Here is a 20,454-nt window from a genome sequence, read left to right as displayed (position 1 = left end):
GGGGTCAGTAATCCTGGCGCTTGCGAAATGCCCAGCGGCCGGCGATGGCGGTGAAGGTGGCGACCAGGGCAACGAGGATCCAGAAGCCTTCGGCGTCGTTGGAGAAGGGAATGCCGCCGACGTTCATGCCGAAGAAGCCGGCGATGATGTTGATCGGCAGCGCCAGCACCGTGACCATGGTCAGGGTGAACAGGGTGCGGTTGGTCTGCTCGTTGATATTGGCGGCGATCTCTTCCTGCAGCAGCTTGATCCGCTCGCCCAGGGCGGTGAGGTCGTTGATGATCAGGGCGAACTCCTCGGTGGACTTGCGCAGTTCCTTGACGTCCTCCTTCTGCAGCCATTGCGGCGGACGGTTGAGCAGCCGCAGCAGCGAGCCCGGCTCCAGCGCCAGCAGGCGTTGCAGGCGCACCAGCACCCGGCGCATGGCCCCCAGTTCCGCGCGGTTGGTGGAGATCCGCGCCGCCAGCAACTGGTCTTCGATCTGGTCGACGTTGAGGCTGGTCTTGCGCACGATCTGGGTCAGCACTTCACCCTGGTCGCGCAGCAGGTGCACCAGCAGTTCCAGGGGCGAGCGGAAACGTTCGCCGGCCTTGACCGAGGAGCGCAGCTTGTCCACCGAATGCAGCGGCTGCAGGCGCGCGCTGACGATCAGCCGGCTGCGGGCGCAGACCCACAGGGTGGAAATGTCCGAGGAGACCATGTTGCCGAAGTTGAACACCACATCGTTGACCACGGCCAGCAAGGCCGAGTCCACGTGCTCGATGCGGGTCGAGCGCGAGCCTTCGTGCAGCGCCTCGAAGAACTCTTCCGGCAGCGCCAGGTGGGTCTGCATCCAGCGTTCGCAGGCGGCATGCGCCAGGTTCAGGTGCAGCCAGAGAAACTCCTCGCCCTCGTCCGGCCGTTGCAGGGCTTGCAGGGCCTTGGCCGAGTCCAGCTCGCGCCCCCGTTCGCCCGGGCGGAACGCAAAGCCATAGAGCAGGCCGAACAGATCGGAGTCGCGGTGGGCATGGTCGAGGCTGTGGTTCATGGAGGCTCGCAGGAGGGGTGCCTGTAGGCGGTATTACAGGTTCACTTGAGCCGGATCATCGCAAGGCACCATGACGATTTTGTGACAGTTTGAAGTGCAATATTGCGCGGTTATAACCGGCTGTCGGAGGCCCTCAAGAAAGCCTCTGTCAGGCCGATCACGCATACGACGACTGTGCGATCGGCTGCCCCGGTTCGCCTGACAGGGATGTCAGCAAGCTACGCATGCCCGCCTTGGGCGTGCCTTATCCCTGTTGAGAGATCTCATTTGATGTCCCTGCAAAAATCCCTGAGAGCGCAAGTCCTGGCTTTGTTGAGTGGCAGTCTGCTGGCGATGCTGTTGATCGCGCTGGCGTGTTTTCACTTCCTGTCCAATGGCGTGCAAGGTTATCGCGACCTGCTCGAGGGGCCGTTGCGCACCTCGCAACTGATCGATGAAGCCAACCTGCAATTCAAGGTTCAGGTGCAGGAATGGAAGAACGTGTTGCTGCGGGGCAAGCAGAGCGCCGAGCTGAACAAATACTGGCAGCAGTTCGAGGATCGCCAGCGCGAGGTGCAGGGCATTCTTGGCCAGTTGGCGGCCCAGCCCGACATCGACGCAACGCTCAAGGGCCGTATCGAACGCCTGCGTGAAGAACACCGGTTGTTGGGCGCGGCTTACCAGAAAGGCCGCGATGCCTTTGTCGCCGCCGGTGCCGATCCGGCCGCCGGCGATGCCGCGGTCAAGGGCGTGGACCGCGCGGCCAGCGAGCAGATGAGCGAACTGGTGAGCGAGCTGCGCAAGCAGGGCAGCGAGCAGTCGAACGCCATCAGCGCCGCCGCGCAGCGCACGGTATGGGTCGGCCTGCTGGTGATGCTGACTTCGGGTGTGCTGATCGGTCTGCTGAGCCTGTGGCTGGTCAACCGCAGCCTGGTGGAACCGATCCGCCAGTTGATCGACTACGTGGCGCAACTCAGCCGTGGGCGGATCGCCGAGCGCGTGGCCAGTACGCGCCAGGACGAGCTGGGCAAGCTGGCGGTCGCCGCCAATACCTTGCGGGATTTTCTCGCCGAGACTTTCAGCCGCCTGCAACGCAGTTCCTCTGACCTGGACAGCGCCAGCGGCGAGCTGAATGCCATCGCCACCCTGATGTCCCGGGGCACCAACGAGCAGTTCGAGCGCACCGACCAGGTCGCCACGGCGATGAACGAAATGTCCGCCACCGCCCAGGAAGTGGCGCGTCACGCGGCGGATGCGGCGCGGGCCGCCGACGATGCCGACCAGTCGGCCCAGCAGGGCGAACAGGTGATGCAGGGCACCATCTATACCATCACCCAGATGCGTGGCGAAATCGCCAACACCGCCGAAGTGATCCGCCGCCTGGAAGCTGACAGCGGGCGCATCGGCAAGGTGCTGGAAGTGATCCGCGGGATCGCCGAGCAGACCAACCTGCTGGCGCTCAACGCCGCCATCGAGGCGGCGCGGGCTGGCGAGGCCGGGCGGGGTTTTGCCGTGGTCGCCGACGAGGTGCGCAGCCTGGCGCAGCGTACCGCGGCGTCGATCATCGAGATCAACCAGATCATCCAGACCGTGCAGACCGGGGCGCTGGACGCCGCCCACGCGATCGAGAGCGGCCAGGCACGCAGCGACGAGAGTGTCGAGCAGGTGACCCAGGCCGGCGCCATGCTGGAACGGATCACCGAAGCGGTGGAAGCGATCCGCGACATGAACCGGCAGATCGCCACGGCGGCGGAAGAGCAGACCTCGGTGGCCGAAGACATCTCGCGCAACCTGACCGAGATCACCACCATCGCCAGCACCAACCTGGACAACGTGCAGCGCACCGAGAGCGCCAGCCAGAACCTGCATGGCCTGTCGGGGCAGCTGAGCGAGGTGACGGCACGCCTGAGTGCCTGATGCGCGAGGCATGAACAAGCCGCGTGGCCTTTCGGACACGCGGCTTTTTTATGGCGGGCTTCTTGGGTGAAGCGTTACTTGTCCTGCTTGTTGCTCAGCACCTGGCCGGTCTTGGCATCCAGGTCGACGTCCCACTCGACGCCCTTGGCATCACGCAGTTCCACCTGGTAGACGTAGGCGCCAGTGGCGGTCTGTTCCAGTTCGGTGTCGGTGATGTGGGCGGCGGTGGTGCCTGGGTGTTGGGCCAGTGCCGCCTGGTTGAGTTTTTCCAGGTCCATGATGGTGCCGGCTTTGAGCAGGCCCGGGATCAGGTCCGGGCGCACGTCGGCCTGGGCCAGGCCAGCGGTCAGGGTCAGGGCGGTAGCGGCGAACAGGGCGGTCAACGTTTTCATTGCTTCTTTCCTTGGGGTGATTCGTTCGAGTGGCGCCAGATTAACCGGCGCAACTTAATTCACCCTTAATTCGGCGCCAGCGTTGCGCCGTTTGTTCAATTCCAGCGGCCCTCGGGTATTTCAAGCTGTGCTCTCGAACAGGAGAGGCAGTGATGAAACCAATGATCAAAGGCTTGTACGGTCCGGCGTTCTTTGCCGGCTTCATCGGCGCTGGAGTGTGGGTGATCGGCACGCCGGGCCTGGCCCCGACCTGGTTGCTGCTGGTGTTCGCCGGGGCGCTCGGGGTGTCCTTTCTCGCGGAGTGGTGGTTGCCCTATGAGGTGGGCTGGAACCGCCCGCAGCAGGATCGTCTGCGCGACGTGTTGCACGCGCTGGTCAATGAAGGCCTGAACGCCCTGGGGTTGCTGCTGTTGCCGGGGCTGGTGAGCCTGCTGGCGTTCGAGGGCCTGTGGCCGCGCGGCTGGTCGCTGTGGGCGCAGTTGGCGCTGGCGATTGTCATCGCCGACTGTGGCCTGACCCTGGCGCATTATTGCAGTCACCGGCTGTCCTGGCTGTGGCGCCTGCACGCGGTGCATCACAGCGTGCAGCGCCTGTATGGCTTCAACGGCTTGATGAAACACCCGCTGCATCAACTGCTGGAAGCCGGTGCCGGGCTGTTGCCGCTGCTGTTTTTGGGGATCCCGTTGCCGGTAGCGCAGCTGTTGGCGTTCGCCATCGCCATCCAGTTGCTGTTGCAGCACTCCAATGTCGACATGCGCCCCGGCCCTCTGGGCTGGGTGTTTGCCTGGGCGCCGATGCACCGCTTTCACCACATGAAGTACGGCACCGCCGGCAATGTGAATTTCGGTCTGTTCTTGAATGTCTGGGACTGGTTGCTGGGCACGGCGTTTTACTCCTCGGCCTATCCGATTCGCCAAGACGACCTGGGCATCGGCAGCCAGCCGGATTATCCACGCACGTACGGGCGCCAGCTGCTGGCTCCGTTCAGGGCGCAGACCTTGCACGAGGAGCCGCCGGTGCCCTCGCCGTTGCGGCGTTGAGTCAGTCCAGCAGGTGCAGCTCGATGTGTTGCAGGGCCTGGCGCGCGGTGACGCCGAACAGGGATTTCAGGGTGCGGGAGAAGTGCGCGGAATCGGCGAAGCCGGCGCCATGGGCAGCCTCGGTGATGGCCTGTCCCGCCAGCACCAGACCTATCGCCAGGCGCAGGCGTCGCCACAGCACCAGGCGCCGTACCGGCAACCCGAGCTGGCCACTGAACAGCCGTTCGAGCTGGCTCAGGGACAGGTGCGCATGGGCCGCCAGGGCGCTGGCCGAGACCTTGCCGGTCAATTGCCTGTCGAGGGCCGCCAGGGCTTTTTCGAGCCGCCGGTCCTGCAAGATTCTGCGCGGGCAATGCTGCATCGCTTCGGTCAGTGCCGGCAGTGTCAGTTCGGCACCCAGCAGGCTGTGTTGCAGGGCCTGGGCGTCAATCGTCAGCGGTTCGGCGTAGAGGGTGAACAGGGGCCCGGGCGCATCGAGGATGGCATGGCATTGCAGGGCAGGGATGAACAGGTGTCGAGCGGTGCAAGGCTGGCCGTCGAGCTGGACGGTGACCGGTGCATCGGGGGCGAGGATCAGTTGATGGGCATAGTGGGCATGGGGCGCGGTGCGCCCCAGCTCACCCTGGATCAGTCCGTAGTCGCGCCCGAGCCACAGCTGGCCTGTCCACTCGGGCGTGCGCACGGCGGCGGGCTCAGTAGCCGTTGGCCTCGAGCAGTTGGGTCACGCTGCCGCTGGCCGGACGCTTGACGTACTTGAGCAGCTCCGAGGCGCGGTTGGTGAAGATGCCGTCGACACCGGCGTCCAGCACCTTCTTGAAGTCCACCGGTTCGTCGATGGTGTACACGTGCACCAGCAGGCCCTGGTCGTGGGTGTAGGTGTTCATCCATGGCTTGACCAGGTCCGAATAGCTCTGGTCGCCCAGTTCCGTCAGCAGCGCCGAAGGGCCGGTACCGATAGCGCCCTGGGCCTTGGCGTAGTCGACCCATTGCTTGAATTCGGCTTCGTCCTTGGGTTCTTGCTTGGCGTAGTAGGCGGCCTTGGTTTTCTCGCCGCTCTCGGCGAAGGTCACCTTGGACTTGGGCTCGATGCTGCCTTCACCGACCCACAGCAGGAGGATCTTCGGCACTTTCGGCATTTCTTTCTGCAGCAGTTCCAGGCTGCTCTTCTCGAAAGTCTGCAACACCACCTTGCCTTTGCCCTGGCCTACCGCCAGTTCGCTTTTCGCCAGCTTGGAACCGGCCGGGCTCAGCCAGCCGCGGTCCTGGAGTTTTTCCTTGAGGTCGCGCTCGATGCCGGGGAACTGCTTGGGCTCCTTGGTCTCGATGTACAGGCCGGGCTTGTGCTGCGGGCTGCTCTGGGCGATGTCGATGATTTCGTCGAGGGTCAGGATCTTCAGGCCGGCGTAGGCGGGACGGGCACGCTCGGGGTAGGCCTGGTTGAACCAGCTGCCGGCGTCGAGGGTTTTCAGCTCGGCCATGGTGAAGGCATTGGCCGGGCTGTCCTTGCGCTCGGGGAACTTGGTGGCGACGTCGGTGGTGCGTTGCAGGTTGTTGTCGTGCAGGGCGAACAGCACGCCGTCCTTGCTGCGCTGCAAGTCCATTTCCAGGTAGTCGGCGCCCAGGTCGCGGGCCAGCTTGTAGGCGGCAGCGGTGGATTCCGGAGCATCGAAGGAAGCGCCCCGGTGCGCGATCACCGCGGGGTGGGGAATGCCCTGGCTGATGGCCAGTGCGGTGGTGCTGGGGGTGGCGGCCTGTGCCTGGCCCAGGCCAAGCATCAGGCTCAGCAGCAGGGCGTTTTTGGTGGAGGTGGCAGGCATGGTCGAGGTCCTTTCGTGGAGGGCGGTTTTCAAAGGACTACCTTTTAACAACTGAAGGGCCGTTGTGCTATCGAGAAACCGACATAAATCTGCCCATGCGGCAAATTTTCCGACGCTTTTGTGGAGCGCTTTGCAGTAGGCTTGCGCCCTGAAGTTTCCCCGCCAGAGGGAAACCCTCGAGAACATCCATTCTTGCCCGGCGTGTAAACCATCGATCACCTGTCCTTCGGGATTCTTAGTGAGGTTTACCATGCGCATCACATCCGAACTCATCTGCCAGGCCGCCGACCAGCTCAAGGGCTTTGTCGGTTTCAACCGCAAGAGCGGCCGGCACATCGTGCGCTTCAGCGAAGACTCCTTCGGCATGGACGTCGCCGACGACGCCATCACGCCCGCCTGCGAATTCGTCTGGGCCAGCGCCGAGGGCCAGGTCATGGTGCTCAAGCGCGAGTTGATCCAGCTGTTGCTGGAGCAGAACATCGACGACCGCATCAACATCAGCGAACCCTTGCGTGTGTATATGCGCCGCACCGACCTGCCGGAAATCTCGGCGGTGCGCAGTCTGCTGCCGGTTACGCAATAACCGGGAGGCGCGCTGGCCCGGCTGGCGCCGAGGCGGTCAGCGCTCGAACAGATAGGCCCGCTCGACCTTGCACACCCGCGTGTGGCAGGCCGCGTACCAGTCGCTGCGGCCCCGCTCGCGGGCGCAGCGGTGTTCGGCGTGCTGCTTCCAGGCGAGGATCGAATCCTGGTCGCGCCAGTAGGACACAGTGATGCCGAACCCTTCCTCGTTACGCGCGAACTCCATGCCGAGAAACCCCGGTTGCTGTCGCGCCAGTTCGACCATGCGCTCAGCGGTCTGCTCGTATGCCGGGTCCGGTTCGCGGCGCTGGGCGCTGAAAATCACCGCGTAATAGGGGGCTTCGGGCGTACCGGCGATCATGGCTGCCGCTCCAGGCACGCGGCGAGCAGGGCGCTGACCAGGGGCGGGACGATACCCTTGAGCGCTGCCCGCTCCGGCTGGAACAGGGTGGCGACGAAAAATCGCTGGTTGCGCAGTTCCACCGCCCGCAGGTCGCCGGCCGAGTCGTAGCCGCCGGGGCGCAGGTCATGTTCGAGCAACTGCGCCGCGAACTGCGGATTGACCCCATAGAGGCAACGGTAGCCCTCGCTGATCTGGCTCTCGCCATAGGCTTGGGCGATGCGGCTGCCGGCGCACAGCTGAATGCTGTCGGTGGTTTCCACCAGCGAGCAAGCCAGTGGCGTGATCAGTGCGTGCTCGACCTCGGGATGGGTTTCGCCGTGCTCGGCGTCGGTCCAGCCCAGCACGTTGCGCGCGTATTCCAGCAGCGCGTGCTGAAAGCCGCCGCAGGTGCCAAGAAAGGGCCGCTGCCGTTCGCGGGCGAAGCGGATCGCGCGCAAAGCGCCATCCGTGGAGCGGTAGGGGCTGGCGGGCACGCACCAGATGCCGTCGACGTTTTGCAGGGGGGCGTCGCTGCTCAGGCTGTCGGTGGCCAGCCAGTGGTAGCGCACCTTGAGGCCGGTTTCCGCGGCGGCCAGCTCCAGGGCCCGGGGAATGGCCTGGTGCGCGGTGACCTGAGGGTCGTAGTCGCCCACCAGGGCGATCTGCAGGGTAGGCGAGGGTGCGAGATGCGGCATGGATTTCTCCCGGTTTGAGCAGCGCTTGTCGATTGCTGGAGGCCACTATAGATTGGCGTTCACGCACTCGATATTGGCGTTTATCCAATTGAACAATGCAGCTGTGCACTATCGACTCGACTACCCCGACCTGTCGCTGATCCTCGCCCTGGTGCGCGGCGGCTCCCTGGCTCGCGCGGCGGCGTTGCTGAAGGTGGATGTGTCCACGGTGTTCCGGGCGGTGCGTCGCCTGGAGGCCGCGCTGGGCCAGCAACTGTTCGACAAGAGCCGCGCCGGCTATCTGCCCACCGGCCTGGCGCGGACCCTGGCCGAGCAGGCCGAACGCGCCGAGCAGGCCCTGGAAGCCGCGCGGGTCGGGGTGGAGCAGGGCGGCGCGGTGGTCAGCGGCACGGTGCGCCTGACCTGCTCCGACTCGGTGTTGCAGGGCCTGCTGTTGCCGGCGCTGGCGCAGTTCATGCCGCGCTACCCGGCATTGGCCCTGGAACTGAGCACCTCCAACGATTTCGCCAACCTCAGCCGGCGCGATGCCGACCTGGCCCTGCGCCTGACCTGCACGCCGCCCGAGCATCTGGTGGGCCGGCAGTTGCGCGCGGTGTCCTACCGGGTCTGTGCCAGCCCGGCCTATCTGCGGGCGGCGGCGTCGACGGAGCTGGCCGAGCTGACCTGGATCGCCCCGGACGATTTCCTCCCGGACCACGCCACTGTGGCCTGGCGCCGCCAGGCATTGCCGGGCGTGGTGCCGGGGTATCGCTGCAACAGCATGCTGGCGGTCAGCGAACTGGCGAAGGCCGGGTTGGGCGTGGCGGTGCTGCCGGATTTTCTCCTCGATCAGAGCACCGACCTGCAACCCATGAGCGAGCCGCTGCCGGGCTGCGACACCGCGCTCTGGTTGCTGACCCGCGCCGACTGCCGGGCGCTGCGCGCAGTGGTGACGCTGTTCGACGAATTGAGCCTGCGTCTGCGCGCACCGTAATGAATCACGCCTGGGGCGGGGTCTTGGGCAGAAAATGCTGGTGCATTTCCGATGTCAGGTTCTCGATGCGTTCGGTCAGCTGTTTGGTCATCTCGGTCAGGCGGGTGTTCTGCTCCAGCAACTCGAGCAGTTGCGCGGCGTGCTGCGCGGCTTGCAACTGACGCTCGCTATTGGCGATAGCGATGGCTTCCCGGTGCTGGGCATCGGCCTCGGTCTGGGCTTTGTCGCGCGCGGCCTGGCGGGTCTGGGCCAGCAGAATCAGCGGTGCGGCATAGGCCGATTGCAAGCTGAAGGCCAGGTTGAGCAGGATGAACGGGTAGACGTCGAACTGGGTCACGCCGCTCAGGTTGAGCCCGACCCAGACCAGCACGATCAGGGTTTGCGCACCGAGAAAGGTCGGGGTGCCGAAAAAACGGGCGAAGGCTTCGGCCTTGAGGGCAAAGCTGTCGTTGCCGAAGGTCGGGGCCAGGTGGGCATGGGGGCGGTGAAAACGCAGGTGGTCGACAGGGGCGGGGGCAGCGGCTTCGGATGGGGTCGGGTGCATGGCGGGCTCGGGGCGATGGGACTGCCGCTCACTATAGCCCTGCACCCTTGCCCGACGCCTTCCCTGGTGCCGAGGCCGTTGCTTCAGGACTGCCGGTTCACTGTGCGTCGCGTTCGTTGGCGAACATGCTCACGGCCTGTACCGCCTCGCTGGCGCCGTCGCGGATCTGCAGGATCACGGTGCCGGCCTGGTCCGCCAGGTCCACGCCCTTGGCCGCTCGTTCCCGGGTGCCGTCCATGCTCTTGATGGCCTGCTGGGTTTCGTTCTGGATCATGTCGATCATCCCCGAGATTTCCGCGGTCGAGCCGCTGGTGCGGGCGGCCAGTTGCCGGACCTCGTCGGCGACCACGGCAAAGCCGCGGCCCTGCTCGCCGGCACGCGCCGCTTCGATGGCGGCGTTGAGCGCCAGCAGGTTGGTCTGTTCGGCGATGGCGCGGATGGTGTTGACGATGGCGGTGATCTGCTCCGAGCGTTCGCCGAGCTTGGCGATCAGGGTCGAGGAGTCTTCGATGTTGGCGGCAATCTGGCGCATCTCGCTGGCCGTCTGCTGGATCACCGCGGTGCCCTGTTCGGCCACTTGCCGGGTTTCCATCGAGATATGGTAGGCCTGGGTCGCGCTCTGGGCGTCCTGGGTGTGTTTCTCCACCTGGGCGGTGACGTCGGAGGCGAACTTCACCACCTTGCACAGACGCCCGGCGGCGTCGTACACCGGGTTGTAGTTGGCCTCCAGCCACAGCGACCGGCCGAATTTGTCGACGCGCTCGAACTGGCCGCTGAAGAACTCGCCCTGGTTGAGGCGGCGCCAGAAGTCCTGGTAGGCGCTGCTGTTGGCCAGCTCGGGGCGGCAGAAAGTCCGGTGATGCTTGCCCTTGAGTTCAGCGAGGCTGTAGCCGAGGCGATCGAGGAAGTTCTGGTTGGCGGTGATGACGCTGCCGTCGAGGTTGAACTCGATCACCGCCATGGCCCGGTCGATGGCGTGCAGCTTGCCCCTGGACTCGCTTTCCTGCTGGACTTTCTCGGTGACGTCAAGGGCGTACTTGACCACTTTGAAGACCTTGCCGTCGGCGTCCCTGATCGGGTTGTAGCTGGCTTCCAGCCACACCGGTTGTCCTTTGGCGTTGACGCGTTCGAAGGTGCCCGACTCGAACTGGCCGTTTTTCAGGCGTGCCCAGAGTTCGCGATAGCCATTGCCGCGGGCGAATTCGGCGCTGCAGAACTGGCGATGGGGCTGGCCGATGACCTGCTCCGCCCGATAGCCCATGGTCTTGAGGAAGTTGTCGTTGGCCCGCAGGACCCTGCCTTCCAGATCGAACTCGATCACCGCCATCGAACGGTCGATGGCTTCGAGCAGGCCGGCTTGCTGGGCGATGGTGTGCTGCAGGGCGTCGATGGTCTTGTTATGGCGGTTGAATAGCATGATGGCGGGTGCTCAGTGGGAAAAACCTGGAGTCAGTCCCTGTTGTGTGCGCCTGCATGCCGAGAACCCCGGGGCCTCGGCCTTGTCTGCTCAATGCCAGCATTCCATGACTGACAGATAAACCCTTAAATGGTACGACCGTACCTGTTGGGAGGCGACGCGTAGCCTTGCGCAACGCCTGATAAAGACGCTGTGCCTGCGGGTTAATTTAGGGACGTTATGTTGCACGGCGGCGAGTGTTCGCCTCGGCTGTTATTGCAATGACCGCATGGCGGCATTATGCCGGCTCGGCTGGGGTGGGTGCTGAACGAAGTTGTACAAAACGACGGTTTTTTTACATTTTTGTACAACTTTTCAGGCGCCGGTTACTGTGGCGAAGGACGCGTCGTTTGCCGGGCTGGCACTGGCGACTTTGTTGCGTCCGGTATTTTTCGCCGCATATAGGGCCCGGTCGGCTTCGATGAGCCACATGGCCGCGTCGCGCAGCCCCGGATGCCAGGCGGCCAGGCCGATGCTCAGGCTGACCCGCAGTTGCGGCACGCCCGGATGGCGATAGTTGTTGAAGACTTCCCGCAGCCGCTCCATCACTTCACCGGCCTGCTGGAGGGAGGTCGCCGGCAGGATCACGCAGAACTCGTCGCCGCCGTAACGTCCGGCCAAGTCGTCCTGGCGCAGGTTGCGCTTGAGGTCCCGGCTCAACTGGTGCAGCACGGTATCACCGAGGACATGGCCATAGCTGTCGTTGATGCGTTTGAAGTGATCGATATCGATCAGGGCCACAGTGCCGTGGCAATGTTGCTGCTGGCACTTGAGGAACTTGAGATGCAGCAGGTCTTTCCAGGCGCCGTGGTTGAGCAGGCCGGTCAGGCTGTCGGTGCGGCTCAGGGCTCTGAGGGTGCGCTTGTGCTCGGCGAGCTTGATCGCCAGCCGATAGCAGACCATGCCCACCGCCATCGGGTAGAGGGTCAACATGGGCAGGCAGGCATAGATCTGCCACTGAGTGGTGTGCCCGGTGAAGGCAAGGCCGAGCAACAGCCAGGAGAGCAGCACCCCGCCCAGTTGCGCCAGAAAACCGTGGATGAACAGGCGCAGGCCGCCGGCCGCGACATTGTTCATGGTCATCATGGCCAGGATGGTCACCGTCGGCAGCGGATTGAACTGCATGGCCGCCGCCCAGAAACCACCGAACAGCGAGTCGCACAGCAGGTTGCGGCGTTCGGCCTGGTAGGGGAAGGTTGTACGGGTTGAGATCAGGTACGCCAGGTGCGCCCAGACAAACCCGTTGAACAGCAGGAACAGCCACACCCAGGACGGTTGCGGCAGCGGGTACAACCCGGCGAATACACTGAGACAGCCGATCCCCAGCCCGACCACCCTGGGGATGTAAATGCGTTTGGCAAACGACAGCCCTTTGCCTTGTTGGTTATCCATGAATTTTGCGCCAGCCCGGGTCTGAAACACTTTGTGGTGTTTTTTATTGGCCTAGTCCTTCATTGGACGAGGCGGCGAATATTGTCATTTATTCCACAAGGAATAATCAGTGTCCTTACAGGCCATTTAATGGCACGAGCGTACGCAAAAGCCCATTGCAGAGCGGCCCGGCGGATCCACTGGCGGGAGACAACCGAGGAGGCGAAAGGATCAGGCTTGATAGCAGGCCAGGAACATGTCCAGCGCGGACTCGACGACGCGCTGCTGTTCGTCGTCCTTGAGGGGGGCTTGGTTCATGGTGATCTGCGGCCAGAAGGCAAATGCCTTGAGCATGCCGTGGAGCTGCTGGGCGGCGAAGTCCGGGTCCAGCGGCTTGAGCCGGCCGTCCGCCTGAGCCGAGCGAATCCACACCATCAGGCCTTCTTCGCGTTCGCCCATGCGCGCCACCATGTACTGGGCGCGTTCGGGGGAATGCAGGGTGGCGGCGATGGCGACCCGCGCCAGGTTGAGGAAGTTGGCGTCGGCCAGCAGTTGCAGCTTGGCCATCAGCAATTCCCGCAACTGTTCACGCAGGGTTAATCCTGGCTGGTAAACAATGTCCGACTGTGCGCGGATACTCGCCCATAACTTGTGCAGGATTTCGCTGAACAACTCCTCCTTGCTGGGGAAGTGGTTGTACACCGTGCGCTTGGAAACGCCGGCCGTCGCCGCGATCTTGTCCATGCTGGTGATATCGAAACCGCTGGCGTGGAATTCGGTGATCGCCGCCTGGATGATGGCTTCGCGTTTGCGGTCGGTCAGGCGCTTTGGAGCTGTCATAAGTTGGGTTCGATGGCGGTCGTTGGTGGTAATCCGGGGCAGTTTACTTAGTCCCGGCTTTGGCGCAATCTATAAAAACTACACTGTGCAGTGTAGTTCAAGGCAAGAAAAATGAGGGTCGGCTGACGCTTGCGTGCATTGGCCTTTCTCGTCCCGCAGAGAATCACCGGAGCCTTGCCGGGTTCCTTGGAGTCACTGATTCATGGCCACTCTTTCTTCCCGCGCGAACAGCGCCCCACGCCCCGAGACCTCCTTGCAGGAACAGGGTGCGTTCCGCAATCACGCGCCGGTCCGGCGTGCCGGGCTGGGCAAGACGCTGGGTATCTTCTGGCGCATGCTGTTCCACAAACCGCGCAACACCCGTCCGGCCGGGGCCATCCCGGTACAGCCGTTGACCCGCGAGCAACTGTTGGCGGCGCCGAACCGGAGCGTCTACCGCCTGGGCCATTCGACGGTGCTATTGAAGTTGCACGACAAGTTCTGGATCACCGACCCGGTGTTTGCCGAGCGCGCATCGCCGGTGCAATGGGCGGGCCCGAAGCGTTTCCACCAGCCGCCCATCAGCCTGGACGAACTGCCGCCGATCGAAGCGGTGATCCTGTCCCATGACCACTACGATCACCTGGACCACCAGACCGTGCTCAGGCTGGCGGACAAGACCCGGCATTTCCTCACCCCGCTGGGCGTGGGCGATACCCTGGTGAAATGGGGCGTACCGGCCGACAAGGTGCGCCAGCTGGATTGGTGGGAGGGCACTGAAGTCGATGGCATTCGTTTTATCGCCACGCCTTCGCAGCATTTCTCCGGCCGTGGGCTGTTCGACGGCAACAGCACCCTTTGGGCGTCCTGGGTGATGATCGACGGCGACACGCGGATTTTCTTCAGCGGCGACAGCGGTTACTTCGACGGCTTCAAGCGGATCGGCGAGCGTTACGGCCCCTTCGACCTGACCCTGATGGAAACCGGTGCCTACAACGTCGAGTGGCCGGGCGTGCACATGCAGCCGGAGCAAACCCTGCAGGCGCACATCGATCTCAAGGGGCGCTGGCTACTGCCCATCCACAACGGCACCTTCGACTTGTCGATGCATGCCTGGTACGAGCCGTTCGACCGCATCCTCTCCCTGGCCTGGGAACACAGCGTTGCCATTGCCACGCCGCAGATGGGCGAGGCCTTCAACCTGTCGCACCCGCAACGGGGGCATGCCTGGTGGATGGAGGTCGACCCCGTAGCCGAGCAGGTGACGGCCAGCGACCTGTAGACCCTTCATCGGGCCCGGCCAGCGCCAGGTTGCTGGGCCGGGGCCAGGGGAGTATCTAGAAAACTCCCTCAGTGCCCACGGACCTTTGCGATGGCTTATCGGCTGCATCTGTTCGGAGCGTCCGGCTCCGGCACCACGACCCTGGGGCAGGCCCTGTCCCGGCGGCTGGGGATTGTGCATTTCGATTCGGACAACTTCTTCTGGCAGCCCAGTGAGCGGCCTTTCAGCCTGAGGCGGCCACGGGACGAGCGCATCCGGCTGCTGCAACAACAGGTGGCCGGGCTGGACAGCTGGGTGTTGTCGGGCTCGCTGTGTGGCTGGGGCGACCCGATGATTCCAGCTTTCACCCATGCCGTTTTTCTCCGCCTGGAGCCAGAGATCCGTTTACAACGCCTGCGCGTGCGTGAGTTTCAGCGTTACGGTACGCAGATCCATGAGGGCGGCGAACGCCACCTCGCTACCCAGACCTTCCTCGCCTGGGCGGCCGGTTATGACAGCGGCGGCCAAGGCACTCGCAGCCTGCGCCGGCATGAAAGCTGGATCACCGGCCTGAGTTGCCCGGTGATCCGCATCGATGCCACTCATCGTTCGGTGCAGGCGTTGCAGGAAGAGGTTCTGAGTGCCCTGGGTCACTCGATCAGGGCGTAGTCGGGCCGTTCCATCGGGTTGGGTGTGGCTCCCCTGATGTTCATGCCGCGCCCGGGAGCGAAGCCGGGGAAGAACACCAGGCCTTCCGCCTCCAGGCGAAACGCGAGGGCCAGGCGGGTGACGTCGAGCAATTCGCCGCCGGCCTCGAAACGCTGAATGGCGGCTACCGAGACGCCGGACTCCTGGGACAACTGCTCCTGACGCCAGCCCAGCATGGCGCGGGCCTGGATGCAGTGTTCCGGGGTGAATTGAAAGAGGGCGATACGTTCCAGGGTGACTTTCATCGCGAGCGAGGCCATGGGTTTTCTCCGGAAGCTGGTGAAGGTGATTCGATAAAATACTGTTTGTTTGTACAGTTGTTTTGCTCTCGGATCAAACCCATTTTGCCGATCGCCTCATTGTCTTCGTGACAAGGCGTGTCCTGGTGCCGGGTCCTCCGCTGCTGAGGCACCCTTCAAGAAAACAAGTAAAGGGTGACTCCAGAAGCGCCGCCCTTTACTGCTTTACAGCTACACCTTCTTCTCGGGCAATTTCAGATTGCCGACCTGATTCGCCAGCATGTCTTTCCAACCACCGGGCTTATCCTTATCGCTAGCAGTTTTCGCCAACATCCCGGCCAATGCTCCCGCGTCCTTGTCACTCGCAGCTTCCACAGCCTCCAGAGCCCGGTGCGCCACCAGGATTTTCTGCAACGCAGGTGTGTTGGCAGTTGCCTCGTTCAATGGCAACAGTGGCGGCAATGCCGCGACCTTAGCAGTGAGGTCTCCCGGTGCTTTAGTGAAAGCCCGCAGCGAATCCAGGTTGCTCATCATTGGCAGGGCAATACCAGTGAGTGGATCGAAGGCACTGATTTCCGGCAAATCTGGCATGCCCACCTTGCCGGCAAGCACAGGACGCGCCAGGGATGGCAGGAACAGGCCCAGCAACATACGGGGGTCTTTCTTTTTAATACTCAGTCCTACGCTGGCAACCGCCAATCCGATGCCGATCACCCGCCCGGCTTTAGCCAGCAGCGATAGTTGCTTATTCGACTCGTTGTCGAAATGCACCAGGCGAATTCGGAAATAGTCAGTGAATGGCTCTCGAGGACCAAGGCCCGAGTGGTTCATGAACCACGCACGTGAGTCATGGATCTGATCATCGAACAGCGCCACCAAGTCCTCTTCCCCTGGGCTTGGCTTGTCGGGGGAACTAAACATCTTGCGGTAACGCTCAGTTCCTTCTGAATGGAGGTAAGCGTACTCAGCCGCTTCGTCCTCTTCGTTGATTAAATAGACCGTGCCTCCCAATAACATGTCGAGAATACCGCCACCGTTAAAGCTATCCTCAAGCATTCCCCATTCTTGCTTGTAGTCGTGGCGAAACTCAGCAGCAGCCCCGCTAAGTTGCCGGCGGTCAAGTGGAGGCTCAAATTTTTTCTCCTTTCGCATGCTAGCAACTTTTTCTTTGCCGCCGACAATCTGCACATTCAGCTGATACTCTCTTTCATCCTCCTCTGAATAGGTCGGTGCAGGTTTACCTTTAGCAGCAGCTGTAGTTTCAGCATCGTTACGCTTTTGTATTGCCTCCCAAGCATCAATCTGGGCTTTTGGCATATCTTTAGGAGCGTTTTGGAAGAACGCCTGCTTTTCTATGCCACCAGCATAGCGATCTATTCGCCATGCAGTAATAAGCGCTTGTTGTTGCTCGATCATATCTTCGAGCGGACCTTTTACTTGCTTTGCCGCTTCGGACTGCCATGCGTTAAAACGTTTGATTAGTTCGTCCGATACATTGAATTCAATCTCAGTAGCCGGCGCCATTGCACGCCAGCTCTGATGTACACCAGGTTGCACTATTGTTTCTGCCACTCTTAGAGGAGCCCCAGCCATGAATGCTTCTGCATACAAGTGCTGCAAAGCTATCTGCGACAATAGATGATCTGTGCCAGCCACAGCCTTACCTTGATCGCCTGGCGAATACCCACCCCCTACATCAGAGTGCACGCCAGGATACAAGTACTCGACAGTATTAGTACGATAGCTGGATGGTTTGCTTGTGTCTCGCTGGCCGTCTGCTTTTTTGGGGCGACGGCGTATTGAATCCAATGGAAAACTCGCGCGCTGCTCATGTGCAGATACTAGATGTACACAGCGTTTTAAATAGTGGCAATCATCTGGAATGGAAGTATCCATACACATATTTGATGCCTCATCTGGCAGGCGCATGGTGCCGTCCGCCCAATCCATATGTCCTGCTGCAAATGGAGCACTGTCAGCCAAACCAACCGCTGCAACAGTATCGTATAAACCCAAAAACTCTACTGATATTGGTAATCCTGCGAAGCGATACTCCACTCCACCGTCACTACCATTACAATGCGTCAAGGTCTGGAGCCAATTAACAAACGCCCGTGCCTGTGCGGCGCCTCGGGAAAAGCCATAAACATATAAACGCATAGCAAGAATGTGTGGCTTTTGCTCAGACTCGTTACGTTGCTTTAGGCTTTTCTCTAGGTCATCCATATAAGGACGCATAGCGGCTTCGCGTTTTTTCTCACCATTCTCCAACAGGCCTGCAGTAGCTATATTTCCGTACCAACATGTGGCCATATCTTCTAGTAGTTTTTGAGTCTCGGGCTGAAGCAGTGGCTTCGCCGCATCCAATGCTTTTTTTAATGCATCGATTAGGCGTGTTAACCCCCAATTGATACGATTTTCCCCACCACTAGCACCTATCAAGCCAGATGAGTTTGGAATGTGCTCGCCGATCTCTGGGAAAGTAGTTCCTACACCAGGGCTGTAGTAGCGATAAAACCCTTCTGAATGCGGGTCATTTTCAGATTTAGAAGGCTGATTACTCTCAACCTGCGTAGTACCTGAAACCCCTCCGATACTAGCGTGATAAAGCCTGGAAATATTACTTCGAGAGGTTGGTGATGAAGATCCATCAGCTTGATCGTTATTGTTAGTGCCGTCAAATGCCAGTGTGATGTGCAAAGTTTTACAGCAAGGAGGGCCACTATATGTATCGCCCTTGGCGGAAAGTTTCATTCGCTGCTGATTAGCAAAGGCCACTTCATCGCGTTTCTGTAAGCTTATGTTCCTTGAGAGCTGATTGGAATCAGTAGGCATAAGCCTACTTAACGGAAAAGCCGGTGCCAGCTGGACATGGCTGGCTCCAGAATTACGCTCCTTACTCATTGGTCCGGACATGTTTTTGGCTCCGGCATGTTCATAGGGAAGTTATAAGGGTACCCAGGATGGCCCGGTGTTATTCCAGTAGCAGAAACACGTACTTGGTCGCACGGGAGAAAGTGAACATTCAAGCTTCCTGGCTCGTCATACTTCGGAATATCTACAGTTACTTTGTGGTGGGTATAGCCTTTCGCATGGCGCTGATAGTCGCTGGCCTCGAGCTGACCATATTTATCGCGCTTTATTTTTTCACGAGGGTTTGGATCTTTCTCCCACTCGACAATAGCTCTGATTCCTGGCGTCCAGTGTCTTGGAATTGAGCCACAACAAACTTGGCTGCCACCACCTTCATGAGGGCCTAAATTTCCTCCTCCAGCGCCGTTGACACTAAATCTATTTATATTTGCCGAAGTATGATTGTAGCCTGTCACCGGTGAGGCCAACATCTTTGGTTCAGCCTGGCATGCACTGATCATAGACAGGCTTAAAACAATTAATGAGCAACGAAAAGCGCCTAAAACACTGCTCCATCTGAAGCTAAAGGTACTCAAGCTTAACGTTCGAGAAACCATGTTGAATGGCAAGAAAGAAAATAAAGGTTTCTTGAGAGCTAGATTGAACATGCCTTTGGCTCCTCCATGTTAATTGGGTAGTTGTACGGATAACGGGGGTCCCCACGTTTAATATTGTCAGCGGAAACCCGCACTTGATCACAAGGAAGAAAGTGAATTTTTAAGTTGCCCGCTACACTATATTTCGGAATATCCACAGTGGCTGTATGCCGGGAATACTGTTTTTTGTGTTCTTCCATCCGGACCCTCCATTCATCTGAGTAAGGGCGCTCAGCCCAACTGCCATACGAATACGGATCAGGATCCTTCTCCCACTCAACAATCGCCCTAAGCCCCGGCACCCACCCGCGAGGCACCAGGCCGCAACAAACCTCGCTCCCCCCGCCTTGGTGGGGACCAATATTCGGCCCTCCCGCCCCATTGACCGTAAAACGGTTGATCGCCGCCGAAGTATGGTTATAGCCCGTTACCGGTGCACCCAACATCTTGGAGGGGCTCTGGCAGGCGGCGATCATCAGCACGCTGCTCACGCCCAATAACAGCCGTAGCATCGGGCTGCTGGCACTCCCCTTGAAAGTCCGCTTCATATCAACGGCCTCGGCGGCTCATCGATGACAAACGGCGAGTTATCCTGCAGCCACTCCTGGATAAAGGGCTGGCGCTCTTCCGGTTCCTTGAGGCCTTTTTTGTTGGCGGCCAGCTGGCTGTGGAACAGGTGGCGGATCAGGCCTTCCTTGCGGCTCATGCCGTAGTCCTGCGGGGTGGCGCAGCGTTCGACGCGGTAGTTATCGGCCTCGGTCCAGGCCAGCAGGTTGGCCACTTGCGGGTGGTCGAGCATGAAGGGCTCGATGGCCGGTGGCGGCGTGTGGCGCACGTAGTTGCCGGTCAGGCTCTGGGCTTGCTGGTCGCGGTCGAGCCAGTGCCAGGCGATGACCGGGGCGTGGAGTAGCTGGCCTTGCGCCGGGGTCAGGGTTTCGCATACCGGCACGAACAGGCGCGGATCGTAGTAGCGCAGCACGCCTTCGGAGCGCCCCTGGTTCCATCGCGCCTGGGTACAGCGGCGCAGATGTTCGCCCAGGGTTTCGAAACTCCAGGGGCTGAACAGTGCCAACACGTGTTGATTGCAGTCGACAGCACTGATGAAGGTTTTCAGCCAGGGCTTCTGCGCCTTGTTCACCCGCAGCAATAGCGGGCCGAAATCGGCGATCGCCACTTCCGGGGTGTTGTCGAACAGCTTGGCCAGTGCCGGGGCATCCGGCTGGTTCGCCAGCTCTTCCAGCAACGGGTAGTCGAGGCTGGTGGCGTCGATCAGCAGGTCGATATGGTCCAGGCCCAGCTGTTGAACCTGGTCCCATAACAGCTCGTGCCACTGCGGATTGCTTGGGTACATGTCGGGGTCCTTTAGCGTGCCGCCAGGGCTTGGCTGTTACGTTTGGCCCGGGCCAGGCATTCCTTGCACACCGGAGGTGGCGGCATCGGCATGTTGCTGGACGCAACCACGGGCAGATCACCGGCCACATCCTTGTCCGCCGCCCCCGGCAACCCCGGCGGCTTGATCCCAATCCCCGTCCCGCTCCCCGGCGCGCCGCCGGCATTGATCTTCACCACCGGCCCCACCACCGTGACGCCGCCGGCATCCAGCTTGATAAAGCTGCCGCCGGCCTTGATCGTCAGTTCGCTGCCGGCCTCGATGACCATCTTGGCCCCGGCCTTGAGGTGGATTTCCTGGCCGGCTTTGGTCAGTTGCGCGGTGCCGAGTTTGATGTGCTGGTTTTCGCCCAC

General features: G+C 61.4%; 20 protein-coding genes and 4 pseudogenes. 7 read left to right on the top strand and 17 right to left on the bottom strand.

The features are described from left to right. Positions 1-4: 4 nt before the first annotated feature. The gene (locus ACQKQA_RS07190) at positions 5-1,027 is read right to left on the bottom strand and encodes a transporter (protein WP_427554947.1); all 1,023 of its coding nucleotides are present in this window, start codon (positions 1,025-1,027) and stop codon (positions 5-7) included. 207 nt (positions 1,028-1,234) lie between these two features. Here ACQKQA_RS07190 and ACQKQA_RS07185 point away from each other — a divergent pair. Both ACQKQA_RS07185 and ACQKQA_RS07180 read left to right on the top strand, forming a co-directional pair. Then, a pseudogene (locus tag ACQKQA_RS07185) lies at positions 1,235-1,990 on the top strand (methyl-accepting chemotaxis protein); the annotation flags it as partial. Between the two features lie 165 nt (positions 1,991-2,155). Next, entirely contained in the window at positions 2,156-2,923 is a 768-nt protein-coding gene (locus ACQKQA_RS07180) for a methyl-accepting chemotaxis protein (protein WP_427555100.1), read from the top strand. Between the two features lie 74 nt (positions 2,924-2,997). Here ACQKQA_RS07180 and ACQKQA_RS07175 read toward each other — a convergent pair whose 3' ends face one another. Further along, complete coding sequence (locus ACQKQA_RS07175; RefSeq protein WP_427554945.1) at positions 2,998-3,315, bottom strand: PepSY domain-containing protein; 318 nt, start codon at positions 3,313-3,315, stop codon at positions 2,998-3,000. Positions 3,316-3,467: 152 nt separating this feature from the next. Here ACQKQA_RS07175 and ACQKQA_RS07170 point away from each other — a divergent pair, with 152 nt between their 5' ends. Then, on the top strand, positions 3,468-4,355 hold the full coding sequence (locus ACQKQA_RS07170) for a sterol desaturase family protein (RefSeq protein WP_427554943.1): 888 nt from the start codon (positions 3,468-3,470) through the stop codon (positions 4,353-4,355). A 1-nt stretch (position 4,356) separates the two neighbouring features. Here ACQKQA_RS07170 and ACQKQA_RS07165 read toward each other — a convergent pair whose 3' ends face one another. Both ACQKQA_RS07165 and ACQKQA_RS07160 read right to left on the bottom strand, forming a co-directional pair. Further along, complete coding sequence (locus tag ACQKQA_RS07165; protein WP_427554941.1) at positions 4,357-5,037, bottom strand: helix-turn-helix domain-containing protein; 681 nt, start codon at positions 5,035-5,037, stop codon at positions 4,357-4,359. Positions 5,038-5,047: 10 nt separating this feature from the next. Then, on the bottom strand, positions 5,048-6,172 hold the full coding sequence (locus tag ACQKQA_RS07160; protein ID WP_427554939.1) for a glycerophosphodiester phosphodiesterase: 1,125 nt from the start codon (positions 6,170-6,172) through the stop codon (positions 5,048-5,050). Positions 6,173-6,422: 250 nt separating this feature from the next. On the opposite strand from ACQKQA_RS07160, the gene ACQKQA_RS07155 reads away from it, so the two are divergent. Continuing rightward, the gene (locus tag ACQKQA_RS07155) at positions 6,423-6,755 is read left to right on the top strand and encodes a DUF2025 family protein (protein ID WP_427554937.1); all 333 of its coding nucleotides are present in this window, start codon (positions 6,423-6,425) and stop codon (positions 6,753-6,755) included. Between the two features lie 36 nt (positions 6,756-6,791). On the opposite strand, the gene ACQKQA_RS07150 is transcribed toward ACQKQA_RS07155, so the two are convergent. Further along, complete coding sequence (locus ACQKQA_RS07150) at positions 6,792-7,115, bottom strand: antibiotic biosynthesis monooxygenase family protein (RefSeq protein ID WP_427554935.1); 324 nt, start codon at positions 7,113-7,115, stop codon at positions 6,792-6,794. Beyond that, positions 7,112-7,831: a CTP synthase C-terminal region-related (seleno)protein gene (locus ACQKQA_RS07145; protein WP_427554933.1), complete on the bottom strand. Its 720-nt coding sequence runs from the start codon at positions 7,829-7,831 to the stop codon at positions 7,112-7,114. Before ACQKQA_RS07145 ends, ACQKQA_RS07150 begins: the two co-directional genes overlap by 4 nt. 25 nt (positions 7,832-7,856) lie before the next feature. Between ACQKQA_RS07145 and ACQKQA_RS07140 the strand changes: the two genes are divergently transcribed. Continuing rightward, positions 7,857-8,804 carry a LysR family transcriptional regulator gene (locus ACQKQA_RS07140; protein ID WP_427554931.1) on the top strand — a complete coding sequence of 316 codons (948 nt, stop codon included), beginning with the start codon at positions 7,857-7,859 and terminating at the stop codon, positions 8,802-8,804. A gap of 4 nt (positions 8,805-8,808) precedes the next feature. On the opposite strand, the gene ACQKQA_RS07135 is transcribed toward ACQKQA_RS07140, so the two are convergent. From ACQKQA_RS07135 to ACQKQA_RS07115, 5 genes and pseudogenes are all read right to left on the bottom strand, one after another. Next, positions 8,809-9,348: a DUF1003 domain-containing protein gene (locus ACQKQA_RS07135; protein WP_427554929.1), complete on the bottom strand. Its 540-nt coding sequence runs from the start codon at positions 9,346-9,348 to the stop codon at positions 8,809-8,811. Between the two features lie 97 nt (positions 9,349-9,445). Then, positions 9,446-9,883: pseudogene (locus ACQKQA_RS07130) on the bottom strand (methyl-accepting chemotaxis protein); the annotation flags it as partial. A 117-nt stretch (positions 9,884-10,000) separates the two neighbouring features. After that, a pseudogene (locus ACQKQA_RS07125) lies at positions 10,001-10,675 on the bottom strand (PAS domain-containing protein); the annotation flags it as partial. A gap of 444 nt (positions 10,676-11,119) precedes the next feature. After that, on the bottom strand, positions 11,120-12,196 hold the full coding sequence (locus ACQKQA_RS07120; protein ID WP_427554927.1) for a diguanylate cyclase: 1,077 nt from the start codon (positions 12,194-12,196) through the stop codon (positions 11,120-11,122). A gap of 210 nt (positions 12,197-12,406) precedes the next feature. Then, the gene (locus tag ACQKQA_RS07115; RefSeq protein ID WP_427554925.1) at positions 12,407-13,015 is read right to left on the bottom strand and encodes a TetR/AcrR family transcriptional regulator; all 609 of its coding nucleotides are present in this window, start codon (positions 13,013-13,015) and stop codon (positions 12,407-12,409) included. Between the two features lie 202 nt (positions 13,016-13,217). Here ACQKQA_RS07115 and ACQKQA_RS07110 point away from each other — a divergent pair, with 202 nt between their 5' ends. Further along, positions 13,218-14,276 (top strand): MBL fold metallo-hydrolase, encoded by a 1,059-nt coding sequence (locus ACQKQA_RS07110; protein WP_427554923.1) that lies wholly within the window; start codon positions 13,218-13,220, stop codon positions 14,274-14,276. 90 nt (positions 14,277-14,366) lie between these two features. Next, positions 14,367-14,924 (top strand): AAA family ATPase, encoded by a 558-nt coding sequence (locus tag ACQKQA_RS07105; RefSeq protein WP_427554921.1) that lies wholly within the window; start codon positions 14,367-14,369, stop codon positions 14,922-14,924. On the opposite strand, the gene ACQKQA_RS07100 is transcribed toward ACQKQA_RS07105, so the two are convergent. The 6 genes and pseudogenes from ACQKQA_RS07100 to ACQKQA_RS07075 form a co-directional block, all read right to left on the bottom strand. After that, positions 14,906-15,223 carry a helix-turn-helix domain-containing protein gene (locus ACQKQA_RS07100; protein WP_427554917.1) on the bottom strand — a complete coding sequence of 106 codons (318 nt, stop codon included), beginning with the start codon at positions 15,221-15,223 and terminating at the stop codon, positions 14,906-14,908. The two genes, ACQKQA_RS07105 and ACQKQA_RS07100, sit on opposite strands and share 19 nt — an antisense overlap. 210 nt (positions 15,224-15,433) lie before the next feature. Next, positions 15,434-18,118 (bottom strand): T6SS phospholipase effector Tle1-like catalytic domain-containing protein, encoded by a 2,685-nt coding sequence (locus tag ACQKQA_RS07095; protein WP_427554915.1) that lies wholly within the window; start codon positions 18,116-18,118, stop codon positions 15,434-15,436. Then, complete coding sequence (locus ACQKQA_RS07090; protein ID WP_427555098.1) at positions 18,103-18,576, bottom strand: DUF3304 domain-containing protein; 474 nt, start codon at positions 18,574-18,576, stop codon at positions 18,103-18,105. The genes ACQKQA_RS07095 and ACQKQA_RS07090 overlap by 16 nt, the downstream gene beginning before the upstream one ends. 134 nt (positions 18,577-18,710) lie before the next feature. Next, complete coding sequence (locus ACQKQA_RS07085) at positions 18,711-19,259, bottom strand: DUF3304 domain-containing protein (RefSeq protein WP_427554913.1); 549 nt, start codon at positions 19,257-19,259, stop codon at positions 18,711-18,713. Further along, entirely contained in the window at positions 19,256-20,062 is an 807-nt protein-coding gene (locus tag ACQKQA_RS07080) for a DUF4123 domain-containing protein (protein ID WP_427554911.1), read from the bottom strand. The genes ACQKQA_RS07085 and ACQKQA_RS07080 overlap by 4 nt, the downstream gene beginning before the upstream one ends. Positions 20,063-20,073: 11 nt before the next feature. Beyond that, positions 20,074-20,454, bottom strand: a pseudogene (locus tag ACQKQA_RS07075) (type VI secretion system tip protein VgrG); the annotation flags it as partial.

The organism is Pseudomonas sp. NPDC089530 (assembly GCF_050280705.1).
In the GTDB taxonomy this organism is placed as follows: domain Bacteria; phylum Pseudomonadota; class Gammaproteobacteria; order Pseudomonadales; family Pseudomonadaceae; genus Aquipseudomonas.
This window is presented reverse-complemented; position numbering and strand designations above follow the sequence as displayed.

What these genes read in the sequence shown, in the direction of transcription:
- ACQKQA_RS07120 (WP_427554927.1), bottom strand. Translation starts at nt 12,196, where the DNA reads ATGGATAACCAACAAGGCAAAGGGCTGTCGTTTGCCAAACGCATTTAC.
- ACQKQA_RS07155 (WP_427554937.1), top strand. Translation starts at nt 6,423, where the DNA reads ATGCGCATCACATCCGAACTCATCTGCCAGGCCGCCGACCAGCTCAAG.
- ACQKQA_RS07100 (WP_427554917.1), bottom strand. Translation starts at nt 15,223, where the DNA reads ATGGCCTCGCTCGCGATGAAAGTCACCCTGGAACGTATCGCCCTCTTT.
- ACQKQA_RS07105 (WP_427554921.1), top strand. Translation starts at nt 14,367, where the DNA reads ATGGCTTATCGGCTGCATCTGTTCGGAGCGTCCGGCTCCGGCACCACG.
- ACQKQA_RS07190 (WP_427554947.1), bottom strand. Translation starts at nt 1,027, where the DNA reads ATGAACCACAGCCTCGACCATGCCCACCGCGACTCCGATCTGTTCGGC.
- ACQKQA_RS07085 (WP_427554913.1), bottom strand. Translation starts at nt 19,259, where the DNA reads ATGAAGCGGACTTTCAAGGGGAGTGCCAGCAGCCCGATGCTACGGCTG.
- ACQKQA_RS07080 (WP_427554911.1), bottom strand. Translation starts at nt 20,062, where the DNA reads ATGTACCCAAGCAATCCGCAGTGGCACGAGCTGTTATGGGACCAGGTT.
- ACQKQA_RS07145 (WP_427554933.1), bottom strand. Translation starts at nt 7,831, where the DNA reads ATGCCGCATCTCGCACCCTCGCCTACCCTGCAGATCGCCCTGGTGGGC.
- ACQKQA_RS07115 (WP_427554925.1), bottom strand. Translation starts at nt 13,015, where the DNA reads ATGACAGCTCCAAAGCGCCTGACCGACCGCAAACGCGAAGCCATCATC.
- ACQKQA_RS07180 (WP_427555100.1), top strand. Translation starts at nt 2,156, where the DNA reads ATGTCCCGGGGCACCAACGAGCAGTTCGAGCGCACCGACCAGGTCGCC.
- ACQKQA_RS07170 (WP_427554943.1), top strand. Translation starts at nt 3,468, where the DNA reads ATGAAACCAATGATCAAAGGCTTGTACGGTCCGGCGTTCTTTGCCGGC.
- ACQKQA_RS07135 (WP_427554929.1), bottom strand. Translation starts at nt 9,348, where the DNA reads ATGCACCCGACCCCATCCGAAGCCGCTGCCCCCGCCCCTGTCGACCAC.
- ACQKQA_RS07095 (WP_427554915.1), bottom strand. Translation starts at nt 18,118, where the DNA reads ATGTCCGGACCAATGAGTAAGGAGCGTAATTCTGGAGCCAGCCATGTC.
- ACQKQA_RS07110 (WP_427554923.1), top strand. Translation starts at nt 13,218, where the DNA reads ATGGCCACTCTTTCTTCCCGCGCGAACAGCGCCCCACGCCCCGAGACC.
- ACQKQA_RS07160 (WP_427554939.1), bottom strand. Translation starts at nt 6,172, where the DNA reads ATGCCTGCCACCTCCACCAAAAACGCCCTGCTGCTGAGCCTGATGCTT.
- ACQKQA_RS07175 (WP_427554945.1), bottom strand. Translation starts at nt 3,315, where the DNA reads ATGAAAACGTTGACCGCCCTGTTCGCCGCTACCGCCCTGACCCTGACC.
- ACQKQA_RS07150 (WP_427554935.1), bottom strand. Translation starts at nt 7,115, where the DNA reads ATGATCGCCGGTACGCCCGAAGCCCCCTATTACGCGGTGATTTTCAGC.
- ACQKQA_RS07090 (WP_427555098.1), bottom strand. Translation starts at nt 18,576, where the DNA reads ATGATCAGTGCATGCCAGGCTGAACCAAAGATGTTGGCCTCACCGGTG.